We start from the raw sequence: 19,532 nt of genomic DNA on the forward strand, positions 1-19,532 counted from the left end.
TTATTCATTTAAGGCTCACTGACTTATCTATGTGATTGCACTTTTGATGTTAGCTAAGTGCAGCCTCTTTTTTATCACACCAACAACAGGTAACTTGATAGCCATAAAGCGTTATTCAGGATGTGTTGATGTTAACGGACCCTCTTTTTTGGTTGGTGGCGATACCCGCAGTATTGATTACTGGGATTTCTAAATCCGGTTTTGCGGGTGGCGTGGGCGGGTTAACTGTCCCGCTATTGGCGCTGGCCATTAGCCCTGCTACAGCTGCGGCAGTCATGTTACCACTGCTGATTTATATGGATTTTTTAAGTGTTCGTTCCTGGTGGGGGCAACATAATCCGCGTCATTTATGGATCCTCTTACCCGCGGCGATTGTGGGCATAGTCATAGCCTATTGGTTGTTCGATCGATTAAACGAAGATTACTTACGGGCGATTCTAGGCTGTGTGTCCCTCGGTTTTGGTTTGTATGGTTTGATCCTTGGGGATAAAACTCAATCATCACCTTCACCTTTGGTTGGGCGCTTGTGTGGTCTAACCGCCGGATTTACGAGCTTTGTTGCCCATGCGGGCGGGCCGCCACTCAACGCTTATTTGTTGCCATTGCGTTTAGCTAAGACGGAGTTTTTAGCCACTGCCGTGGTGTTTTTTGCGGTGGTTAATCTGGTTAAACTTGTTCCTTACAGTTTGCTTGGGCAGATTAACCAAGAGAATATTATCGTTTCTCTGTTATTGGTGCCGCTTGCATGGTTAGGGGTAAAGTTAGGTTTGTTCATTCAAGATAAAATTGACGATAGGTTATTTAAACGCATCATCTTGATTTTAATGGTGCTGGTGGGTGTGCGTTTATTGTGGACGGCGTTATAGTTTTAAGCTTTAGGTTATATTAGTCTGCTAGAGTGCGCGGGTGTTGGGGCGTTTTGATCCCCAGCCGCCCTGAATTTACCTGATAAAAACTCAAAATTACGTTACTGTGAAATCTGCCTGCAATGAGTTTGAAGCTATGAAACGATTACTGATAGTTATCTTAGCCTTAGGCCTTGGCGCTTGTGCTAGCGCGCCAGAACCTAAGCCTGTGGTAAAGCAAGTTGAACCCGCCACAGTTTGGAATGATAGCAATATCTCCGAACTGCATTCTGAATGGCGTGGAGTACCTTATCGCCTTGGTGGTGGCACTAAGCGGGGCATAGATTGCTCGGCCTTTGTGTCTGTCGCCTATCAGAAGATGTTGGGTATGACCTTACCGCGCACAGTCGAAGAGCAACAAGCCTTAGGTAAACCCGTGCCGAGAAATCAACTGCGCAAGGGTGACTTGGTATTTTTCAAGACGGGCTGGAGCACACACCATGTCGGCATTTATGTAGGAGGCGATAATTTTCTACATGTTTCCACTAGCCAAGGGGTAAAGATTTCGAGCCTGCATAACAGTTATTGGGCGTCTAAGTATTGGAATGCACGGCGGATTTAGCCCTTTGATCGTTTTTATCTTTTGAATGGCTCAACTTGCAGTGTGAGTGCCTGAGCTAATCTCCCTTTATGGCATGTTTTTATCGGCCCAATGCTGCTTTGCTTTGGGGAAGGCGTTTGTCATCAATGAACAATTTTTAAATTCCGAGTGTTTAAACGGTGTTGCGAGAACCTCATCACGTTTTAGTCGCTCCATTGGTTAGGCATTTATGCTATTTTAGCTGCGGCTTAAGGTCGAAGCTGTCGCGGCTTCTTCCATGCTTGATGTCGACAATTTTCACTTCGGCATGTTTCATTTCAACATCATTGGGGATTTCCTATGAGCAAAGCAAAAATCGGTATTGTGACGGTCAGTGATCGCGCCAGCGCGGGAATTTATGAAGATATCTCAGGCAAGGCGATTATCGACACGCTCAACGACTATCTCACCAGCGAGTGGGAGCCGATTTATCAAGTGATCCCCGATGAGCAGGATGTGATTGAAGCGACGTTGATCAAGATGGCCGACGAGCAGGATTGCTGTTTGATTGTCACTACGGGCGGCACTGGCCCAGCGAAACGCGATGTCACCCCAGAAGCGACAGAAGCCGTCTGCGATCGCATGATGCCAGGCTTCGGTGAGTTGATGCGCGCCGAGTCATTAAAATTTGTGCCTACCGCCATTTTGTCTCGTCAAACCGCAGGGTTACGTGGCGATTCATTGATTGTGAATTTGCCCGGCAAACCAAAATCGATTCGCGAATGTTTAGATGCCGTGTTCCCCGCTATCCCTTACTGTATCGATTTGATGGAAGGCCCGTATTTAGAGTGCAATGAGTCGGTTATCAAAGCATTCAGGCCTAAGGCTAAGTAATCTTGCTATCAAGCCTGTAAAAAACAAAGCCACTGAAAATCCAGTGGTTTTGTTGTTTGAGGAGCTTAGGGTTCATAACTGATTAATCTGCTGCTTTAGTTCGTACTCTGGCTCTGTCACTATTTTTTCAAGCACTTGTACTCGCTCAATTAGTGTTTGGTTTTGTAGGCTGAGTTGAGTCACTTTGTCCTCAAGGTGCCTATTGTCTGCGGTGCCCACTCCAAGTTGGCGCGCCTTTAGATAGTGTTTAAACATTTCAGTGGCGCTGAGGCCAATAATGAAGGTGACCATAATCACCATTAAGACAAATTCGTTTTCCATAACAAACTCCCGTAGCTACTGAGGTTTTCAACTTGGGAACGACTTGGTTATCGTCCCAAGTTTATCAATCGAAGCGCCCTATAAACCGAAGATCACTTTTTCACTCTTGAGCGACCTTTCCATGCCAAAGGCGAGCAATATCGCAATGGCGAGTGTGCCTAAGGTCGAAACCAGTAACTGCAACATGGGCAAGTCTTTACCTTTGATAAAGTCCATTAATGCCTGTTGCTGACCCGAGACGGGCAACCACTGCAGCATATCTGGCGCTATGTTGTAACTGGCGGCCATCGACAGGGCTAAGGGCACAAATAGCACCATAGTCAGATAGGACTGAGCCTCCTTAAAGGTTTTCGCCATAAAAGACACAAACAGTTGCAGACAAGCGGCCATTAACGCGACGGGGATGCCGACCACTAACATCAGTGCCATAAATTCCGTGGTGATGTTGACGCTAAAGCCTAATTCCTGCCATGGCACGAAGGCGTAGGCGATTTTAGACACCAGCAAGATCAGCACTAAACCGAGCAGAGCGAACAAGCTCACCGCAATAATTTTTGACAGTACTAATTGGCGAGTGGTCAGCGGATGGCTCAATAGCAGGGCCAAGGAGTTGCGTTCGCGCTCACCGGCACTGGTATCGATAGCTAGGTTCATCCCCGAGATAAATACCGAGTAGATCATAGTGAAAATGGCGATACCTAAGATCATCCCACCCTTAGAGTCTGTGGTGGCTTTGTCTTGCACATTCACCTTGAGCGGTTGCACCACTCGCGGGTCGATACCGCGGGCAATTAAACGTAAACTGCCCATTTCTGCGCTATAGGCCTGCAGTTGTTTTTCGAGTCTACGAATCGAGTTCTGCAGTTTCTCCTCAGAGTTATCGGCCACGATAGTGATCTCAGCGCTTTTGCCTTGGTTCATTTGCGCGGCATAGTCGGTGTTGATGATCAGCTCTATGGCTTTAAGGTCTTTGGCGTCAGAGCCATCGGCTGCGCCTTGAGTGATGCCCTTATTTGATAAAAATCTTACTAAATCCGGTGCTTTATCGGGATTTTTAATGGTGATTTTCAAATCATCGGGGCTGGTTAATTGGCCAATTAACACCATAAATAGGCCGCACATGATCAACGGTGTGCCTATGGCGTAGTACAGACCCGCCATCACAGAGCGCTTATCGCGGGCGGCATCGATGAGTTCTTTACGAACCATAGCGATTATTTTATTCATGCTGTTATTCCCTTATCCATGATCTTATCTATCTGAGCTTGTACATCATTGATGCTGCCTGCATTCTTGTTAGTTTGAGTCATCATGCCGCTATCCCTTCATCCGTGCCGATAAGTTGAATAAAGGCTTCTTCGAGCGAGTCTTTGCCTGTTTGAATGCAAAGCTCTGTTGGGCTACCAATGGCGACGACTCTGCCTTGGGCCATGACGATCACTTGGTCACACAGCGCGGCGACTTCCTGCATCACGTGGCTCGAGAACAGCACGCAATGTCCTTGATTTTTAAGGTCGATAAGAATGTCGCGCAATAGGCGAGTGCTCATCACATCCAGCCCACGTGTCGGCTCGTCGAGGATAATATTGCTCGGGCTGTGGACGATTGCCTGTGCGAGGGCGGTTTTCATTCTTTGTCCTTGGGAAAAGCCTTTGCAGCGGCGATCGCTAATGTCTTCGAGGTGCAATTTTGCAATCACTTGGCTGGTGGCTTCCTTGGCGTCCTTGGATGATAAGCCGCTTAGCTCGGCAAAATAGCGAATGTATTCCCTTGGTGTTAAGCGTTCATACAGACCAAAAGGGTCGGGGAATAGCCCGAGTTGCTGCTTAGCGCCAATAGGGTCGATGGCGACATCTATGCCTTCGATTTCAGCCTTGCCGTTATCGGGTTTCAGCAGGCCAAAAATAGTGCGTAAACAGGTCGTTTTACCTGCCCCGTTCGGGCCGAGTAGTCCTGTGATTTGGCCGTTTTGTGCAACAAAACTTAAGTCATTCAGCGCCTGCACGTCACCGATGCGCTTGGAAAGATGGGATACTTTAATCATGGCTTATTCCTTAGCTCCAGTGCTGGCGTGATCATCTGTTGTCGTGGTTTTTGTGCTGGTCGCATTAAGTGGTTCCACCGAGCTGGCATTTAAATAAAAACTGCGGCGAACATCTTTGTTTAAACACTCGCCGTCGAGATTGTTGACTGAGCCCGAGCGGACGAGATCGGCAATCAGGTTATTGGCGCAGGATTGATAGGCCACACCGTGGGTCGCATAAGGAGCGACAAAGTGCTTGGCATTGGTGAGTTTTTCCATCGCTAACTCGCCCCAACTCGGTGGTGTCGCGGGGTCGATTTCGCCGGATAACAACAAGGTTGGAATGTTGCTGTTAATGGGCTCGCTAAAGTTGTTATCGACCGCAGGCACTTTCCATATTGAACAAGTCGCCTCTAAGCCATCGAGCATGGTTCTGCCCATAAAGGATTTTTTGGCCTGCTCGCGCATGGTTGGGGTAATGCGGTGCATATCTTCGCCACAGACCACAGAGGCGTGCATGCCCATCGCCATGTCAGCATTGTCGATAGTGAGGGCATAGAGGCCGAGTATGGGTTGGAAGTTGTTTTTCGATGCTTGATGAATCGCATGGGGCAAGAGGGCGCGCACATTGGCTTGATACAGCGCCATGCGGATCGAGCCAGAGAATTTACCGCGCGTCATGGTTAACATGGTTTTTTCGCCCGTGACGGGATCGTAAACGTTTTCCATCACAGGGCCTGTGGCGAGCTTAGCGTCGACTCGCTCAAAGTCTGCCTTTAACTGGGGGAATTGACTGTTACAGGCGGCGGTTGCTTGGCAATCCTTAAACAATAAGTCGAAGCCACGATCAATCGCAGAGCCGATTTCTAATACGCTTTGCTGCATGGGCACTATGCCGTCTAAGGTCACTGTGGCTAAGTGCTCTGGATATAAACGCATGTAAAGTTGCGCCATGCGAGTGCCGTAGGAGATGCCGTAAATATGCAGTTTTTTATAGCTTAAGTGCGCACGTACGGCTTCGAAGTCTTTAATCGCATTGAGGCTGCCATATTGAGTCACGTCGGCATCAATTTTGGCTAAGCATTTTTGCGTTTCGGCTAAGGTATCGACATTATCGTCATCGAAGGGCAGTGGAGATTGAGCACCTTCATCGCAGGCCAGCACATTCGAACGGCCTGTGCCCCTTTGATCGATCAGTAAAATATCCCGCTGTTGGCGGACTTTGCTCAGCATGGCATCGAAACCTGCCGCGTTCTCTATGGCCGATTGTCCTGGGCCGCCTGCAATCGCCAGCAAGGCTTCTTCATGGTTGGCATTTTTCACCGCAGGCAAAACAACGTAATGCACTTGGATCTGTTTGCCATCGGGTTTGTTAGGGTTTTCTGGCACAGTCACAAAACCGCAGTTTAGGCGATCGGAAACGCCTTCCACATAACAAGTGTCGGTGTCATTCGCCATGTTCCTAGCTATATCAGCCGTCGCTTGTGTCTCTTGGCTTTTCACATCACTCGCCCACGTCGCTGTACTTGCCATTGCCAGTATGAGGGCGCTCATTCTCAAAGTACGCGTGTGCCATGTGGCACTAGTCGCACTATGGCGTGGCTGAGTTGGCACAAGGCGTTGAACTGTGTTGCTTAACTTCCTGTGTGTCATGCTATCTATCATGCGCGCTTTCCTTTTTGCATTTCAGGACGAGTGTGTTAATTTAAATACCAGTGTATCGGTGTATCAATGTATTAATACAGTGTGTAAAGGCTAATGTTAGAACTTTTAAATGTCAACCCCAGCAGTGGTGAACCCATTTACAAACAATTACACGAACAAGTCGTGCGTTTAATTGTGGGCGGTCAACTGCAAGTGGAAGACGTATTACCCTCAGTGCGCCAGATTGCTGAGCATTTAGCGGTGAATCCCATGACCGTTTCCCGCGCCATTCAACAGCTGGTTGACCAAGGTTGGCTCGAACGCCGCCGTGGCCAAGCGACAAAAGTTGCGTTGCGAACTGAGACTATGGCATCGGGTATTAGCCTGCTCGAACCCCAGCTCGATGCCCTGTTGTCGCAGGCAAAGCAGTTAGGTGTCAGCTTGCCCGAGTTGCTGCAATTGCTAAATGAGCGCTGGCAAGATTAGAAAGTAATGTACCGATAAATAGCATAAAAAGGATGAAATTCGATGGACCAAAAGCGCACGCCAATACTTGAATTTAACCGAGTGAATAAAGCCTTTCGCGGTAAAGGCGTGGGTGAAAAGTGGGCGCTTAAGGATTTATCGTTAACTTTGTCGGCGGGTATGGTGGTGGGGTTATTGGGGCAAAATGGGGCGGGTAAATCGACCCTAATGCGCTGCGCCTTGGGTGTGCTCACACCGGATTCTGGCAGTATTGTTACTTTAGGCGAAACGCCCGAAAATTTAACCTCAAAGGCAAAGGAGCGTTTAGGTTATGTACCGCAGCAACCTTTTGGTTATGAAGGTTTTACCATTGAACGCGCCCTCGATTTACACCGCAGCTTTTATCCCAATTGGGACATGCAATTAGAGCAAGATTGGTTGGTACGTTTCGAGTTAGATGTGACCCAACAGGTGCAGCGTTTATCGGTTGGGCAAAGGCAGTCGCTAGCCTTGATTATGGCGATGGCCTATCGCCCTGAGTTGTTAATCCTCGATGAACCCGTTGCCAGCCTCGACCCTATAGTCCGGCGCAAATTTATGGTCGATTTGTTCGATCTCGCCCTTGAATCTGGCTCTGCCGTGCTGTTTTCATCCCATATCACCTCAGATCTAGAGCGAGTTGCCAGCCATGTGGCATTGATTAAACAGGGTGAGTTAGTGCTGTTTAAGGAAATCGATGCCCTGCGTGAAGAAGTGCGCTTACTCACTCTCGTGCCCGAAACTGTGTTGCCTGAGTCCATTACAGTGCTGAGCCGTGTTGGCGATTCGGTGCTGGTGGATTTAGGTGAGCACAGCGCGTCAATATCAGGTGTGTTAAAGAATGAAGCTTTAAACTTGGAGCAACTGTTTATGGAGCTACACAGATGAGTGTGGCGCACCATAAGCAGATACAAGTCGCGAAGGGCGAAAGAACGAGTCCACGAATGAATCCTTTCAAGGGCATGCTGCGCTTTTGGTGTTTTGATATCGGCAGTGTGAGCTTTTTAGGTATGGCTATACTGGGGGTGATCTTAGCTTGTATCGCCGCAGTTTATGGTAAAAATGATAGTGCTGAACTGTTATTTTCTATGGGGATTATCTCAAGCTCGGCGGCGGTTGCATGGCAACTCATACGTCTGATGGCGAATGAATGCGCACAGTTAATTCCCCATTATCGTCGCCATATCTACATTCAAAGTGTCACTGTTTTAGCTAGCGTTTTTGGCATAGGAGTCTTGTTCTGTTTAGCTTTAGGTTTGACGGCTAGCCTAGCGAGCTTAGTGCTGGCTTTGGTGATGAGTTTAACTTTTATTTGGCTTTGTTTACTCAGTACTCAGTGGTTTTATGCTTCGTTTTTACTTTTTGTCTTAATGCCATTTATCCCATTGATTGTAGAGCACATTCCCCTTTGGCTAAGTGCTATTGCCCTGCTGATTTTAGGTATGCTGATTGCGCGTGCATGCCGTATTTTACCTTGGCGCGCTGAGGCGAGGACGGTATATCTCAATGGTCTCGAAATGGGGTGGTTTTGGCTGCCGAATCTGCAATCCATGCGTATCTTGAGTCGCTTCGAGCGTTATTTGCATCCCACCAATTTTTTTATTGGCCCTATGTTGACGATTTTACTGCTGCTATTGCCCGTAGTCTGCTTAGTGCTTGGGCTGTTGTCGCATCAATTTCATTTGAATATCCCTGTATTATTGTTTTTGGCGCAGTTCAGTGTGATTAGTTGTTCGCTGGTGCATTGGAGCCGAGTGCAACGCTCGCGCTCGACAGAAACCTTATTGTTGATGCCAGGGTTTGATGGTCGAAAAGGATTCATAGCGGCATTTTGCCTTGGACAGCAAAGACTCCTGAATGTGGTCGTCGGCATTATGCTGGCGTGTAGTCTGCTGTTGGGCTGGCTCAATGGTGATCTGAATATGCAGTTAGTGGGTCATCTGGTGCTCAGCACTTACTGGGCCTGCGCCTTGACGTTAGGTTTTGGCTGTATGTGTCGCCGAGTTTTGCATATCACGCTCACTATGATGGTCGTCGCGGGGCATTCCCTGTGGGTGTCTATCAGCCTTACCTCTTTACGTGATGGCGGCAATTTAACTAATTGGTTGCTATGGGATCTACTCTTAATACTGCTGGGGCAAGCGGTGCTGATTTGGGGCAAGAGAACCCTCTGGAAGGGCGATGTTATGAGGTCATGTTGACGTTCTGAGATTAAATTTTGTTCGCCCTGACAAGTAAGTGAAACTAAGAGTGGTACGCCGCTAAAGCCTATTTACAGCGTGATTTGGGCGACATTTGCACAACATTAGAGCAAAAACTCTTAGTTTTTATTTGGCCTTCAGGTAGAATGCTGCAAAAGCGGTACACTTGTAAGCTAAAAAGGTGAGTCTCTTATGTCTCTCGATCAATATCATGTTATTCGACTACTACAGCAGCAAAGCGAGTCTTTAAAAGACGCAGTAGCGCTGGAAGGTTTTGAAATGGCCGCTCCTTGGTATCAGGTGAGTTGGCAAGCCTTCGACCAAATCAGCAGTAAAATTGCACAAGTGTTGATCGAACTTGGCGTACAAGTGCAAGACCGTTGCGTTATTCTGGCGCAAAACTGCCCGCAGTGGACTTGTGCCGATGTCGGCACTCTCAAAACTCGTGCCGTTGTAGTGCCAATTTATCCCACCAGTACCGTCGAACAGGCGAGCTTTATCGTAAACGACGCCACCGCTAAAGTGATTTTTGTTGACGATGCTAAGCAATACGCCATGGCGTGTGAGTTGCAAGCCTTATGCCCAAGCCTAGAGCATGTGATTGTATTCGATGCCAGCGTGACACTCGCTGCCGATAATGCCAATCAGCATTGGCATCTAGATACCCTACTGGCGGGTGACACTCAGTTAAACATTGAGCAAGAAGCCGAGCTTAATCAGCGTTTACAAGCTGCAAATCTCGATGATTTACTGACCTTAATTTATACCTCCGGCACGACGGGCGATCCTAAGGGCGTGATGCTGGATTACCGTAATATGGCGTCTACCATACGCCAGCACGATCAAAAACTGGCCTTCCATTCTGGCGATGTGTCTTTGGCATTTTTGCCATTGAGCCATGTATTTGAGCGCAGTTGGAGTTTCTACGTCTTGTGCCGTGGCGGCCATAACGTCTATCTGCAAAATACCCAAAGAGTGAAAGAGGCGATTAGCGCCGTGCGTCCACATACCTTGTGTGTGGTGCCGCGTTTCCTCGAAAAAGTGTATAGCGCCGTACAAGATAAAGTCGCCAAATCAGCCGACGGTCGTAAGAAGTTGTTTGCTTGGGCGATGCGCGTCGGCCAACATCAGTTCGAAGTTGGCCAAGGTCGTGCTAAGGGCGGATTGTGGTTGTCGCTGCAATGGCGTTTGGCGCACAAGCTGGTATATAGCAAGCTGCAAGCCGTGCTTGGTGGCCGTTTGAAGTTTATGCCTTGCGGTGGCGCAGCCTTAGATGTGAATGTCGGTAGTTTCTTCCATGCGATTAATATTCCAGTACTTTGTGGGTACGGTATGACAGAAACTAACGCGACTGTGACCTGCAATACCTTAGGTAATCGAGTGCCGGGTTCCAATGGACAACCTTTGCTGGAAACCGAAATTAAGCTAGGTAAGGACGATGAGATTTTAGTCCGCGGCGCGACTGTGATGCGCGGCTATTACAATCGTCCTGAAGATACCGCCGCTGCGTTTGAAGATGGTTGGTTAAAAACCGGTGATGCAGGGCGTTTCGATGCGAACGGCAATTTATTTATTACCGATCGTATTAAAGAATTGATGAAGACCTCCAACGGTAAATATATCGCGCCGCAAAGGGTTGAAGGCGCCGTGGGCTGTTGTCCTTTTATCGAGCAAGTGGCGATTATTGCCGATGCGCGTAATTATGTGACCGCCTTGATTGTGCCAGCGTTTGAGTCACTGGAAGCGTGGGCGAAGGACAAAGGGCTGAAGTATGAGTCACCTTTAGAATTGCTGCGCCATAGTCATGTGGTTGAACATTTTGAACAGCGCTTAAAGCAGTTACAGCATGAGTTGGCCGGTTTTGAACAGATTAAAAAGTTCACTCTGTTGCCTGAAGCGTTTTCGATGGAAGCGGGTTTAATCACCCCAACGCTCAAGCTGCGCCGCAAGATGATTTACCATAAATACGCCCATGAAATAAATGCTATGTACAACAACTAATTGTTAAGTTGTTGTTGCTAAAGGCCGCAGGAGCGGCCTTTTTTTTATCTACTACTTCCTGAAGTGCTTTTCTTCGCTTAAAATTCGCCCCGTTTACTGGTGCGCATGAGGCGCGAGGCGTCGGTATAAAAGGTGTAGTTAAATGGAACTTTCGATTCGTAGTTTATTCACTGCAGTGAGTGCGGTGTTGTTATCTTCTTTAACTGTCATTCCTGCAGCTGACGCTGAGGATTACGACAAAATCGTCCATGGCCCAGTGGACTTGCCTAACGGGCAATGGCTCAATTTCTATCAAAAAGATCATAAAGTGTGGGGCGAAATGCTCTATGGCGATGCGCCCGGCGTGCGTCTTGATGATTATGGTTCTGCTGAAGTGGTTGCGGTTTTTTACCTCGATTTTGATAAAGGTGGCACCAAAGAAGTGGTTGTCATGCTGAAAGATGCCGATGGTCAGCATTTACGGGGCTATGGTTTTGAAGGAGATGATCTTACAAAACTCCCCCGTCTACAGGTTGTGCTCGATGAAGTGGCACCAACCTTAACCTCGTTTACCGTGGGTAGCGTTCGTAAAGTACTAAGCCAAATTCCGCCGCAACAATACCGTATGACCTATGATGTTGACGCGATTGAAGATCCCGCTATTAAAGCGGTTGTCGATGGTTCTACTAAGCTCAAGCCGACCTTAGTGGGTTATCGTAATTCCGAAGGTTCACCCGTCGATGTGAAGACCGCCGTCGAATATAAATTACGTTATCCACTGACTCGTAAAGATAAAGATGCCCAAGGGATTGAGCGCCAATATAGCTTAGTGACCACCTTTGATCGCAGTGGTTATAGCGAAGAAGACGGCAGTTTTGTATTGGTGAGCGTGGCCTTTGAGGCCGATGACTTTGATTGGCTTAAAAGTGGTGGTGCCGTGATCCCTAAAACAGGCCCATCCTATGATTTTATGAGTATGGGCATGGGGAGCACTTGGGCAGGGCTTGCCAGTGAAAGTCATTATGCCCAAGGTGTGCTCGATGGCCCGTATGCAGCCTACGATGGTCGCAATGGTAGCGTGGTTTACTCTGGTAACTACAAACAGGGCAAAAAAGTCGGTAAGTGGATGGAGACAGAGAACCAAGCCATTTATTGGGAAGGCGAATATCTTGACGGTAAAAAGCAAGGTAAATGGATTGCACAGTCGATGTTCGATGAGGCAGATAACTTTGGTTTTGCCCATTACAATCAGGATGTGCTCGACGGCCCCTACGAAGTCTATGAGCCCGATTATGACTCCAGTGCAGAAGGCGATAAGCGATTAGTGGCAAAAGGTATTTATCTTAATGGCGTAAAAGATGGCGAGTGGCTTGAGGCTGATGGCAGCAAAGGCCAATATCAAAAGGGTGTGAAGCAAGGCGCTTGGGTCGATAAAGTGACGAGCGGACATTTCCGTGATCAAGTAGGTGAAGGCGCCTATCTTGCAGGAAAACGCACTGGCCTTTGGGCATTTAAAGCCGAAGATGGGACTCGTACCGAAGTGAACTATGTCAATGGCTTACGTCAAGGAGAGTCTAAATCATTCGACAAAAATAATCTGATGTTTAATACCCGTCATTATGAGCAGGGTCGCCTTAATGGTCAGAGTATTTGGTATTCAAGTCCGAATGTCGTGGTGGATATCGCTAACTACCGCCAAGGAGAGTTGGATGGTCAGCAAATGCGCTTTAATCCCCAGAACGGTGAGCTGACTGAACTAACGAGTTATAAATTCAATGAAGCGGTGACGCTTAAGCCTTCGCACGATGAATGTATTATGCGTGAGAATCCCTACTCAGATGATTGTGAAGGGGTGATTAATGGTAAAAATGAAGAAATTTCATCGATAAAACACGGTGAGCAGCGCGAATATCATAGCAGCGGCTCCTTGTATAAATTGGCTTATTACACCAATGGCGCTGTAGATAAAGAATATCAGTTTGATTCCAATGGCCGTTTATTAAATTTAAAAACGTACAAAGCGGGTAAGGAATACGGCCCAAGTATCAGTTATTCCACTGATGGTGGTTACTCACTCTCCCGATATGGTCACCAAGTGAATAACCGTGTCTCTGGCCCCCATTACAGTTTCTATCCTAATGGCCAATTAAGAAGCCTGTGGAACTACTGCCAGCAAGAAGGCGAAACCTGGAACGGTGAACCTTATTTCTGGGATAACGCCATTGCGCGCTGCGGCATACAGCGCGAGTACTTTGATAATGGTGCCGTGAGTTGTATTGAAGACCTCGATAGCAATTATGCCGTGGATAAAGTGTGTTACGACATGAATGGCAAGATAGCGAATGAAATGCTGCGTATCGATGAACAGCATGTGATCCACAAGCGCTACATTAACGGTGTCATCTATTCCGAAGAGCCGGGTTTTGCCGATTACTCACATATCACTAAGGGCCGTAAGATTTATCACTTAGAGAACCCAAAAACTCATGGGGTGTATAAGTCTTATAAAAATGGCAAGTTAGAATACGAGAAAATGTATGATATGGGTAAGGCTGGATGCCTTAAAAAGTACGATGCTAACGGCAAGCAAACCCCAGAAACGGCGAGTTGTCAGTTTTAAAATGCTAGGTTTGGGCTAGTGGCTAGAACCTGTTTGGCTTAGGATAATGGATGAGTTTGGTGGTTTGGTTTCATTGCGATAATCACCACGCTCTTCCATTCATAAAATAATAAAAAGGAAGTTTGCATGTCAGCCACAGAATACAGTCTCGAAATCAATCCCAGATTTACTGAAACCGACGGCCTCGGCCATATCAACAACACTGTGATCCCCGTATGGTGTGAAGCGGCGCGCACGCCAATCTTTGAGATTTTTAATCCCGAGTTAGATTTGCATCAGTGGAACTTAATCGTCGCGGGGTTTACCGTGGCATTTATCGCGCCGACTTACTATGGCAAGAGTGTCACAGTAAAAACCTATGTCAGCCGTATCGGTAATAGCAGCTTCGAGCTGACCCAAACCTGTTGGCAAGCGGGCAACAAGACCGCCGAAGTAAAAACTACACTCGTACATTACGATTACAGCAGTGAAAAAAGCCGCCCGATTCCAGAAGATATCCGTGAAATGCTCGCTAATCTGAATGGTGAAAGCGCTTAGTCTACTTACTCTTTCGGTCAGCGTAATTGCAATTGCGCTGCTGAAGGGTTAATTTGTCGACCCGCTAACTGTGATGCAGATCACTTATCTGTATCACTTAATTTTTATCGGTTCGGATTAACCATGAGATTCTATTTTACCCGCATGCGTTCGAAGGACATTTGTCCACCAAGACAGCCACTTAAAAAGATTGTGTGGTCATGGATTGGGGCTTTCTGTGGCATTTACTTGGTCGCGAGTCTCGCAAATTATATGAGTGAAAACCTCGTCGACACTATGTTTGTCATTGGCTCGTTCGGCGCGTCGGCTGTGCTAGTGTACGGTGCACCGCTGGCGGAGTTTTCTCAGCCGCGTAACTTGATTGGTGGCAGTGTGTTATCGGCCTTAATTGGGGTCGCAGTGTACCAAGTGTGTGGCGATTATGTGGTGCTGGCGAGCGCCTTAGCGGTATCCCTGTCTATCGCATTCATGTACCTGACTCGCACTCTTCATCCTCCGGGCGGAGCAACGGCATTGATTGCCGTGATTGGCGGTGAAAACGTGCATCAACTCGGCTTTCTTTACGCGTTAATGCCAGTGTTCCTCGGCTCAGTATTACTCTTACTGGTCGCGCTGGTGGTCAATAACCTCTCCACCGATCCCAAGCGCCATTACCCTGTTTATTGGATTTAGTTTTTCAAAAACTTCTGTACATACCAGCAGCTGGCTTTGATAGTAAAGTCTTGGCCTTTGGCCCACTTTAAGCCGTGGCGAACTAAGCGTTCGGCAAGGCCTTTACCGCGCAGCTCGTTGGGGACAAAGGTGCGGCTAAAATCGATATTCTCGCCAGATAACTGGTATTCCAACACGGCTTCATAGCCGTCGACAGGGATAATAAAACGCTGTTTATCCTGTTGATGTTCAATGGCTATCTCGATATTTTCGTTATCTGACATACATGCTTCCCTCAAGGTATGGCCTAAAGTGTGCTGGCAATTCGTTATCGATTTGAATAGCTTAAGCGACTTCGTGCTGTTTGAGAATCGCCAGCAGTTCTGCCGGTAACTCAGCTTTTTTGCCCGTTTTAAAGTTAAACATCACCGCGACTGAAGTGCCTAAGGTGGTTACTGCCTGCTGCTGTTTACTAAAAGCCTGATAATGCATGGTAAATCTATCGCTGTGAATATCGCTAATGCTGACACTTACCAATAAAGTATCGGGGAAAGTCACTGGGCGTTTATAGCGAGCCTGATTTTCGCTGATTACGGGGCCAATGCCGGATTTATACAGGGTATCTAGCGGGAAGAGGCGATTGAAAAAGTCGATACGTGCCGTTTCAAAATAGCGGAAATACACCACATTATTAACATGCTGCAAGGCATCCATTTCGCCCCAAGCAACGGGGATTTGGGTAACGATAGGGTGCTGTGCGAGAAACTTTTCCATTGCCTGTTCTTGAACATCTTTTTGCAGCTGTTCTTGTTTAAATCCCATGATAAAAATCCTAAGTTAAAACGCTCGTTTAAGCGGCCAGACTAGCAGCATAAGATTGCTGCGACAAGTCTTGGCCTAAGCTGATACTGTGGCTGATAATGGCAAACAATGCAGATATGAGTAATGTCTTTAACGAGTTAGGTTGAGCTATGTATATTGGACAAGCGGCAAAGCAAACAGGGCTGTCGATAAAAGCGATTCGCTTGTATGAGGAGTGGGGGCTTATCGACACTCCCGCACGTCAGGGGCGTTATCGTATTTATAGTGCGGCGGATATTAGGCTGTTGTTGCTGATCAAAGAGGCCAAAGCCCTCGGTATTAAGCTTGTCCAACTAAAAGATTTACTCGAACAAGGCGATAAGCATGCTCAGTTAGCCACAGTGCAGGCTTTTTTGTTGGGTATAAAAGCAGATTTTTTACGCCAGATAAGTGAGTTAGAACATAAAGTCACTCAGTTAGATGCCTGTATTGATGGGCTCACCTCCTGTGAGTCGCAGCTGTTACCTTAGGTCTTGACTCTCCCCTTAGGGGCAGAGTTTATGCTATTTGCCACATTGACTGTTATGGCGTTTCATCGTGGCAAAAAAGATTTTAGTGATCTGTGGTAATCCTAAGGCGCAGAGTTTTTGTGAGCATCTGGCTGAAACCTATGTCCAAGCGGCGGCAGATAAACACTCAGTTAGAATCGTCAAACTAGCTGAGCTGAATTTTGACCCGAATCTGACCTATGGTTATCGTCAACCTCAGCCACTCGAAGCCGATTTGCTAGCGTTTCAAGCGAATATCCAGTGGGCGGAGCATGTGGTGATTATCACACCGATTTGGTGGGGCGGTATTCCTGCTAAGTTTAAAGGCTTAATCGATAGGACATTTTTATCTGGGTTTGCATTTCAATATGAGAAAGGTAAATTGATACCCGCTAAGTTGCTGCGCCATAAAACCTCGCGAATTATCATGACCATGGACACGCCGCCTTGGTATTACAAGTGGTTTCAAGGCGCTCCCGCGCTGAAACAGCTTGATACCGCCACCTTAGTTTTTAGTGGTTTTAAGCGGGCTAAGTCCAATATGTTGGGGCCAGTGATGAGTGCTAAGGAGCCGCAATTGCAACAATGGCGAGCGTTGGTGCAGCGGCTGGGGAATTTAGGTTTATAGAATCTAGCGAAACAAGGAGTGGGGTGTGATTAAACAAGTGGGCAATACTCTTATTCAGCCAAAATACAGAGCGTCCTGCCATTGTGGTGCCGTGGTATTGGAGTTGTCATTGCCTAATGGCATCGAAAATCCACGCCGTTGCGATTGCTCTATCTGTCGCCGTAAGGGCGCAATGGTTGGCTCTGTGCCGCTGGCGGGGATTAAGATCCTCAAGGGTGAGGATGCGCTGAAACTCTATGAATTCAATACCAAAACTGCCAAACACTACTTCTGCTCTATCTGCGGTATTTACACCCATCACCAGCGACGTTCCAATCCCCATGAGTATGGTTACAACATTGGTTGCCTCGAAGGGGTTAACCCATTCGATCTCGAAAATGTGCCCACGAATGATGGCGTTAACCATCCTGCGGATCGTTAGATTATGAACATAGGTCAGTTTGCTGCGCTCACTGGGCTGTCGGCGCATACGCTCAGGTATTACGAGAAAATTGGCCTACTGCAGTCTGTCGTGCGAAATGGCAGCGGGCATCGTGATTATGCGGCGAAAGAAGCGGAATGGATTGGGTTTATCAATCGCTTAAAAGAAACGGGCATGCCGTTAAAGCAGATATTGACCTATGCCGAGCTGCGTGTCCAAGGCGATGCAACCGCTGGCCAGCGACAGCAGTTACTCGAGCAACATGCAACACAATTGGCTGAGCGTATTCGCCAAGAGCAGGAGCATTTGGCTGCCCTTAAGCAAAAAATTCACTATTACCAAACTCATTTTAGTGGCTAAGCTCAGTCGCTAACATTTGTGGTTAAATGCTAAAAAGCTAATATTATTTACTTTTCTATTTGCTTTCGCCTCTAGTCGGCGAGTTAAACAGAGGGTTAGTTTTACTGATCCGCATTGCCTGTGTCATCCATCAATGAACCATTGACTTAGAGTTAACTCTAAGGTTTAGGCTGCTTGCTGTGATTTAATCCAACAGGAGCTAAAAATGAGTAATCAAAGATATGTGCAGGGCCTCGCTAAACTGACTGAAATTGACGGTGAGGCGGGGGAGAAAGTCATCCGCAGTCTTGCCGATATTTGCCCTGACTTAGGCAAGTACATTATTGAATATCCTTTTGGGGATATTTATCAGCGTGAAGGGCTCGATCTTAAGACGCGGGAGCTAGTGACAGTTGCTGCACTCACGGTGCTAGGGCATTGCCAGCCACAGTTAAACGTACATATTAATGGCGCATTGAATGTGGGTTGTACGCCGCAGGAAATTGTTGAGGTGATATTGCAAATGTCGGTTTATGCTGGCTTTCCTGCTGCACTTAATGGCATGTTTGTCGCTAAAACCGTATTTTCTGAGCGGGAGTTAAGCGTCGTTTAGTTAGTCCTGAGTCAGGTTTATCGATTTGCAAAAGTGACCATAAGGCCGCTTTGATTTCCTCTCTCAAGTTCATTTTAGTTGGATTTAAACGGGCGATGGGGTGTTGCAGAGCTTTCATTCGACTCTAAACAGAACATTCGACTTTGGCTAGAGAATAGCCAAAGTGACCAATGTACCGAGATTGAGTGGCACAGTTACCATCACTGTGCTTTGCACATTACCGTGGCAAATGTTGCCCGTCTTACTATTTCAATGGAATGTAAAATAATAATGAATTTAATCGGTTACATTGTGACGGCTCGCCAATACTTGCGAAAGCTCAGTTTACCATCACTGAGTGACATCCGTTTAGGTTTGGGCAAGTTCTGGCGCTGTCTTATCCTAGGGGTTGCTAAGTTATCCTTTGCGCAAAAGCTGTATCTTATTGCTTTGATATTGGCTTTTAGTAGCGAGTTAATGGGGTTGGTCGCTGTGATTGCCGTAATCGCTATGGCCATCGAGTTTTGGCCTGTGTTCGAGCGGGTTTGGCACAGTTTGGCGGGCAAAGCTGTGTTGTTGCTGTTTTATGCGATGATTGCCAACTTTGCTTTGGGCTGGTCTGGCGCGATAGTCAACGAAGTGGTTGGGGTCTCAGCAAGCGATCTCAATTACACCCATAACTTAGCGATTTTACTCTATATGCCCGCTTGGTTTTTGATGGTAAGCGCGATCGTGCTGCTGGCATTACAGTTGATTATTCCTATCTATTTAATATTGATCTTTTTGCTTAAACCTTTAGGTGTCAAATCGTTACGGCTTACCTCGCATACTTCATTCCGTAAAACGACTTTTTTGATCCGTATCGTGCTAGCGACTGTGGTTTTGTATCACTTGAGCCTGTTAATTGATTTAGAGACTCGCATTGAAACCTCGTTTGGCAACTTTATTACCTCTCCCCAAGAAGCCGCTAAGCATGCGCCTCGCGAGCCTAAATCGGGACGGTTGCCGGATGCGACCGATGTGCTGACGGTACCGATTGTAGAGCTAACTCAGACTGCTCTTGACTCTGAAAGCGATAAATCGAGCAAGGCTGAGAATAGTAATGATGACAGCGAGCTGGAAGAGGAAGATCGCAAAAAGGCCTACGCCTCAGTGCGAACTCAATATCAGTACTTAGTGCGGCAATGGCTAGCTACGTTCGCATTTTCACTTGAAGCCAATGGCCGCTCGCGTTGTAAAAAGCCTGCCGAGTCGAATGTGATTGAATTAAATGATTACGAGATTTTGTTGATCACACCCGATAAGAATGCGGATTATGGTTATCGTTTTGAGGTGGAAAAATGTATCTCGGCCGCGTTTCCGCTGGCGGTGAAGGGTAATTGAGTCAATTAATAAAAAAGCGA

The 19,532-nt window shown here is 47.2% G+C and carries 22 protein-coding genes; 16 read left to right on the plus strand and 6 right to left on the minus strand.

Annotation, left to right across the window (positions count from 1 at the left end):
* Window positions 1-128: 128 nt before the first annotated feature.
* The 3 genes from HGO26_RS17625 to mog all read left to right on the plus strand — a co-directional run bounded on the left by HGO26_RS17625 (window position 129) and on the right by mog (window position 2,319).
* The gene (locus tag HGO26_RS17625; protein WP_168826843.1) at window positions 129-866 is read left to right on the plus strand and encodes a sulfite exporter TauE/SafE family protein; all 738 of its coding nucleotides are present in this window, start codon (window positions 129-131) and stop codon (window positions 864-866) included.
* A gap of 136 nt (window positions 867-1,002) precedes the next feature.
* Window positions 1,003-1,467, plus strand: a complete 465-nt coding sequence (locus HGO26_RS17630) for an NlpC/P60 family protein (RefSeq protein ID WP_105250911.1) — start codon at window positions 1,003-1,005, stop codon at window positions 1,465-1,467.
* Window positions 1,468-1,785: 318 nt separating this feature from the next.
* Window positions 1,786-2,319: a molybdopterin adenylyltransferase gene (mog, locus tag HGO26_RS17635; RefSeq protein WP_105250920.1), complete on the plus strand. Its 534-nt coding sequence runs from the start codon at window positions 1,786-1,788 to the stop codon at window positions 2,317-2,319.
* Window positions 2,320-2,391: 72 nt separating this feature from the next.
* Here the strand turns inward: mog and HGO26_RS17640 are convergent, their stop codons facing one another.
* The 4 genes from HGO26_RS17640 to HGO26_RS17655 form a co-directional block, all read right to left on the minus strand.
* On the minus strand, window positions 2,392-2,640 hold the full coding sequence (locus tag HGO26_RS17640; protein ID WP_131524549.1) for a hypothetical protein: 249 nt from the start codon (window positions 2,638-2,640) through the stop codon (window positions 2,392-2,394).
* A gap of 78 nt (window positions 2,641-2,718) precedes the next feature.
* Window positions 2,719-3,867, minus strand: a complete 1,149-nt coding sequence (locus HGO26_RS17645; RefSeq protein ID WP_168826845.1) for an ABC transporter permease — start codon at window positions 3,865-3,867, stop codon at window positions 2,719-2,721.
* An 82-nt stretch (window positions 3,868-3,949) separates the two neighbouring features.
* Window positions 3,950-4,684: an ABC transporter ATP-binding protein gene (locus tag HGO26_RS17650; RefSeq protein ID WP_168826848.1), complete on the minus strand. Its 735-nt coding sequence runs from the start codon at window positions 4,682-4,684 to the stop codon at window positions 3,950-3,952.
* A gap of 3 nt (window positions 4,685-4,687) precedes the next feature.
* Window positions 4,688-6,328 (minus strand): alpha/beta hydrolase, encoded by a 1,641-nt coding sequence (locus tag HGO26_RS17655; protein WP_168826850.1) that lies wholly within the window; start codon window positions 6,326-6,328, stop codon window positions 4,688-4,690.
* Between the two features lie 93 nt (window positions 6,329-6,421).
* On the opposite strand from HGO26_RS17655, the gene HGO26_RS17660 reads away from it, so the two are divergent.
* The 7 genes from HGO26_RS17660 to HGO26_RS17690 all read left to right on the plus strand — a co-directional run bounded on the left by HGO26_RS17660 (window position 6,422) and on the right by HGO26_RS17690 (window position 14,821).
* Window positions 6,422-6,793 (plus strand): GntR family transcriptional regulator, encoded by a 372-nt coding sequence (locus HGO26_RS17660; RefSeq protein ID WP_168826852.1) that lies wholly within the window; start codon window positions 6,422-6,424, stop codon window positions 6,791-6,793.
* Window positions 6,794-6,835: 42 nt separating this feature from the next.
* Window positions 6,836-7,699 carry an ABC transporter ATP-binding protein gene (locus HGO26_RS17665; protein WP_168826854.1) on the plus strand — a complete coding sequence of 288 codons (864 nt, stop codon included), beginning with the start codon at window positions 6,836-6,838 and terminating at the stop codon, window positions 7,697-7,699.
* Window positions 7,696-9,012, plus strand: a complete 1,317-nt coding sequence (locus tag HGO26_RS17670; RefSeq protein ID WP_168826856.1) for a VIT1/CCC1 transporter family protein — start codon at window positions 7,696-7,698, stop codon at window positions 9,010-9,012. The genes HGO26_RS17665 and HGO26_RS17670 overlap by 4 nt, the downstream gene beginning before the upstream one ends.
* A gap of 192 nt (window positions 9,013-9,204) precedes the next feature.
* Window positions 9,205-11,013: an AMP-dependent synthetase/ligase gene (locus tag HGO26_RS17675; protein ID WP_168826858.1), complete on the plus strand. Its 1,809-nt coding sequence runs from the start codon at window positions 9,205-9,207 to the stop codon at window positions 11,011-11,013.
* Window positions 11,014-11,155: 142 nt separating this feature from the next.
* On the plus strand, window positions 11,156-13,612 hold the full coding sequence (locus tag HGO26_RS17680; RefSeq protein WP_168826860.1) for a toxin-antitoxin system YwqK family antitoxin: 2,457 nt from the start codon (window positions 11,156-11,158) through the stop codon (window positions 13,610-13,612).
* Between the two features lie 126 nt (window positions 13,613-13,738).
* A complete protein-coding gene (locus HGO26_RS17685; RefSeq protein ID WP_168826862.1) occupies window positions 13,739-14,149 on the plus strand; it encodes an acyl-CoA thioesterase in 411 nt (136 codons plus the stop codon).
* Window positions 14,150-14,272: 123 nt separating this feature from the next.
* Window positions 14,273-14,821 (plus strand): HPP family protein, encoded by a 549-nt coding sequence (locus HGO26_RS17690; protein ID WP_105250927.1) that lies wholly within the window; start codon window positions 14,273-14,275, stop codon window positions 14,819-14,821.
* Here the strand turns inward: HGO26_RS17690 and HGO26_RS17695 are convergent.
* Entirely contained in the window at window positions 14,818-15,084 is a 267-nt protein-coding gene (locus tag HGO26_RS17695; protein WP_168826864.1) for a GNAT family N-acetyltransferase, read from the minus strand. The two genes, HGO26_RS17690 and HGO26_RS17695, sit on opposite strands and share 4 nt — an antisense overlap.
* Window positions 15,085-15,145: 61 nt before the next feature.
* Window positions 15,146-15,574 (minus strand): acyl-CoA thioesterase, encoded by a 429-nt coding sequence (locus HGO26_RS17700; RefSeq protein WP_105253036.1) that lies wholly within the window; start codon window positions 15,572-15,574, stop codon window positions 15,146-15,148.
* Between the two features lie 197 nt (window positions 15,575-15,771).
* Between HGO26_RS17700 and HGO26_RS17705 the strand changes: the two genes are divergently transcribed.
* From HGO26_RS17705 to HGO26_RS17730, 6 genes are all read left to right on the plus strand, one after another.
* Window positions 15,772-16,131, plus strand: a complete 360-nt coding sequence (locus HGO26_RS17705; protein WP_105250930.1) for a MerR family transcriptional regulator — start codon at window positions 15,772-15,774, stop codon at window positions 16,129-16,131.
* Between the two features lie 67 nt (window positions 16,132-16,198).
* On the plus strand, window positions 16,199-16,777 hold the full coding sequence (locus HGO26_RS17710; protein ID WP_168826866.1) for an NAD(P)H-dependent oxidoreductase: 579 nt from the start codon (window positions 16,199-16,201) through the stop codon (window positions 16,775-16,777).
* Between the two features lie 25 nt (window positions 16,778-16,802).
* Window positions 16,803-17,198, plus strand: coding sequence for a GFA family protein (locus tag HGO26_RS17715; protein WP_168826868.1), 396 nt, complete (start codon window positions 16,803-16,805; stop codon window positions 17,196-17,198).
* Window positions 17,199-17,201: 3 nt separating this feature from the next.
* Entirely contained in the window at window positions 17,202-17,558 is a 357-nt protein-coding gene (locus HGO26_RS17720) for a MerR family transcriptional regulator (RefSeq protein WP_168826869.1), read from the plus strand.
* A 205-nt stretch (window positions 17,559-17,763) separates the two neighbouring features.
* Window positions 17,764-18,150 carry a carboxymuconolactone decarboxylase family protein gene (locus tag HGO26_RS17725; protein WP_168826870.1) on the plus strand — a complete coding sequence of 129 codons (387 nt, stop codon included), beginning with the start codon at window positions 17,764-17,766 and terminating at the stop codon, window positions 18,148-18,150.
* Window positions 18,151-18,420: 270 nt separating this feature from the next.
* Window positions 18,421-19,512, plus strand: coding sequence for a hypothetical protein (locus HGO26_RS17730; protein ID WP_168826871.1), 1,092 nt, complete (start codon window positions 18,421-18,423; stop codon window positions 19,510-19,512).
* Window positions 19,513-19,532 lie beyond the last annotated feature (20 nt).

This window comes from Shewanella oncorhynchi (genome assembly GCF_012584455.1).
In the GTDB taxonomy this organism is placed as follows: domain Bacteria; phylum Pseudomonadota; class Gammaproteobacteria; order Enterobacterales; family Shewanellaceae; genus Shewanella; species Shewanella oncorhynchi.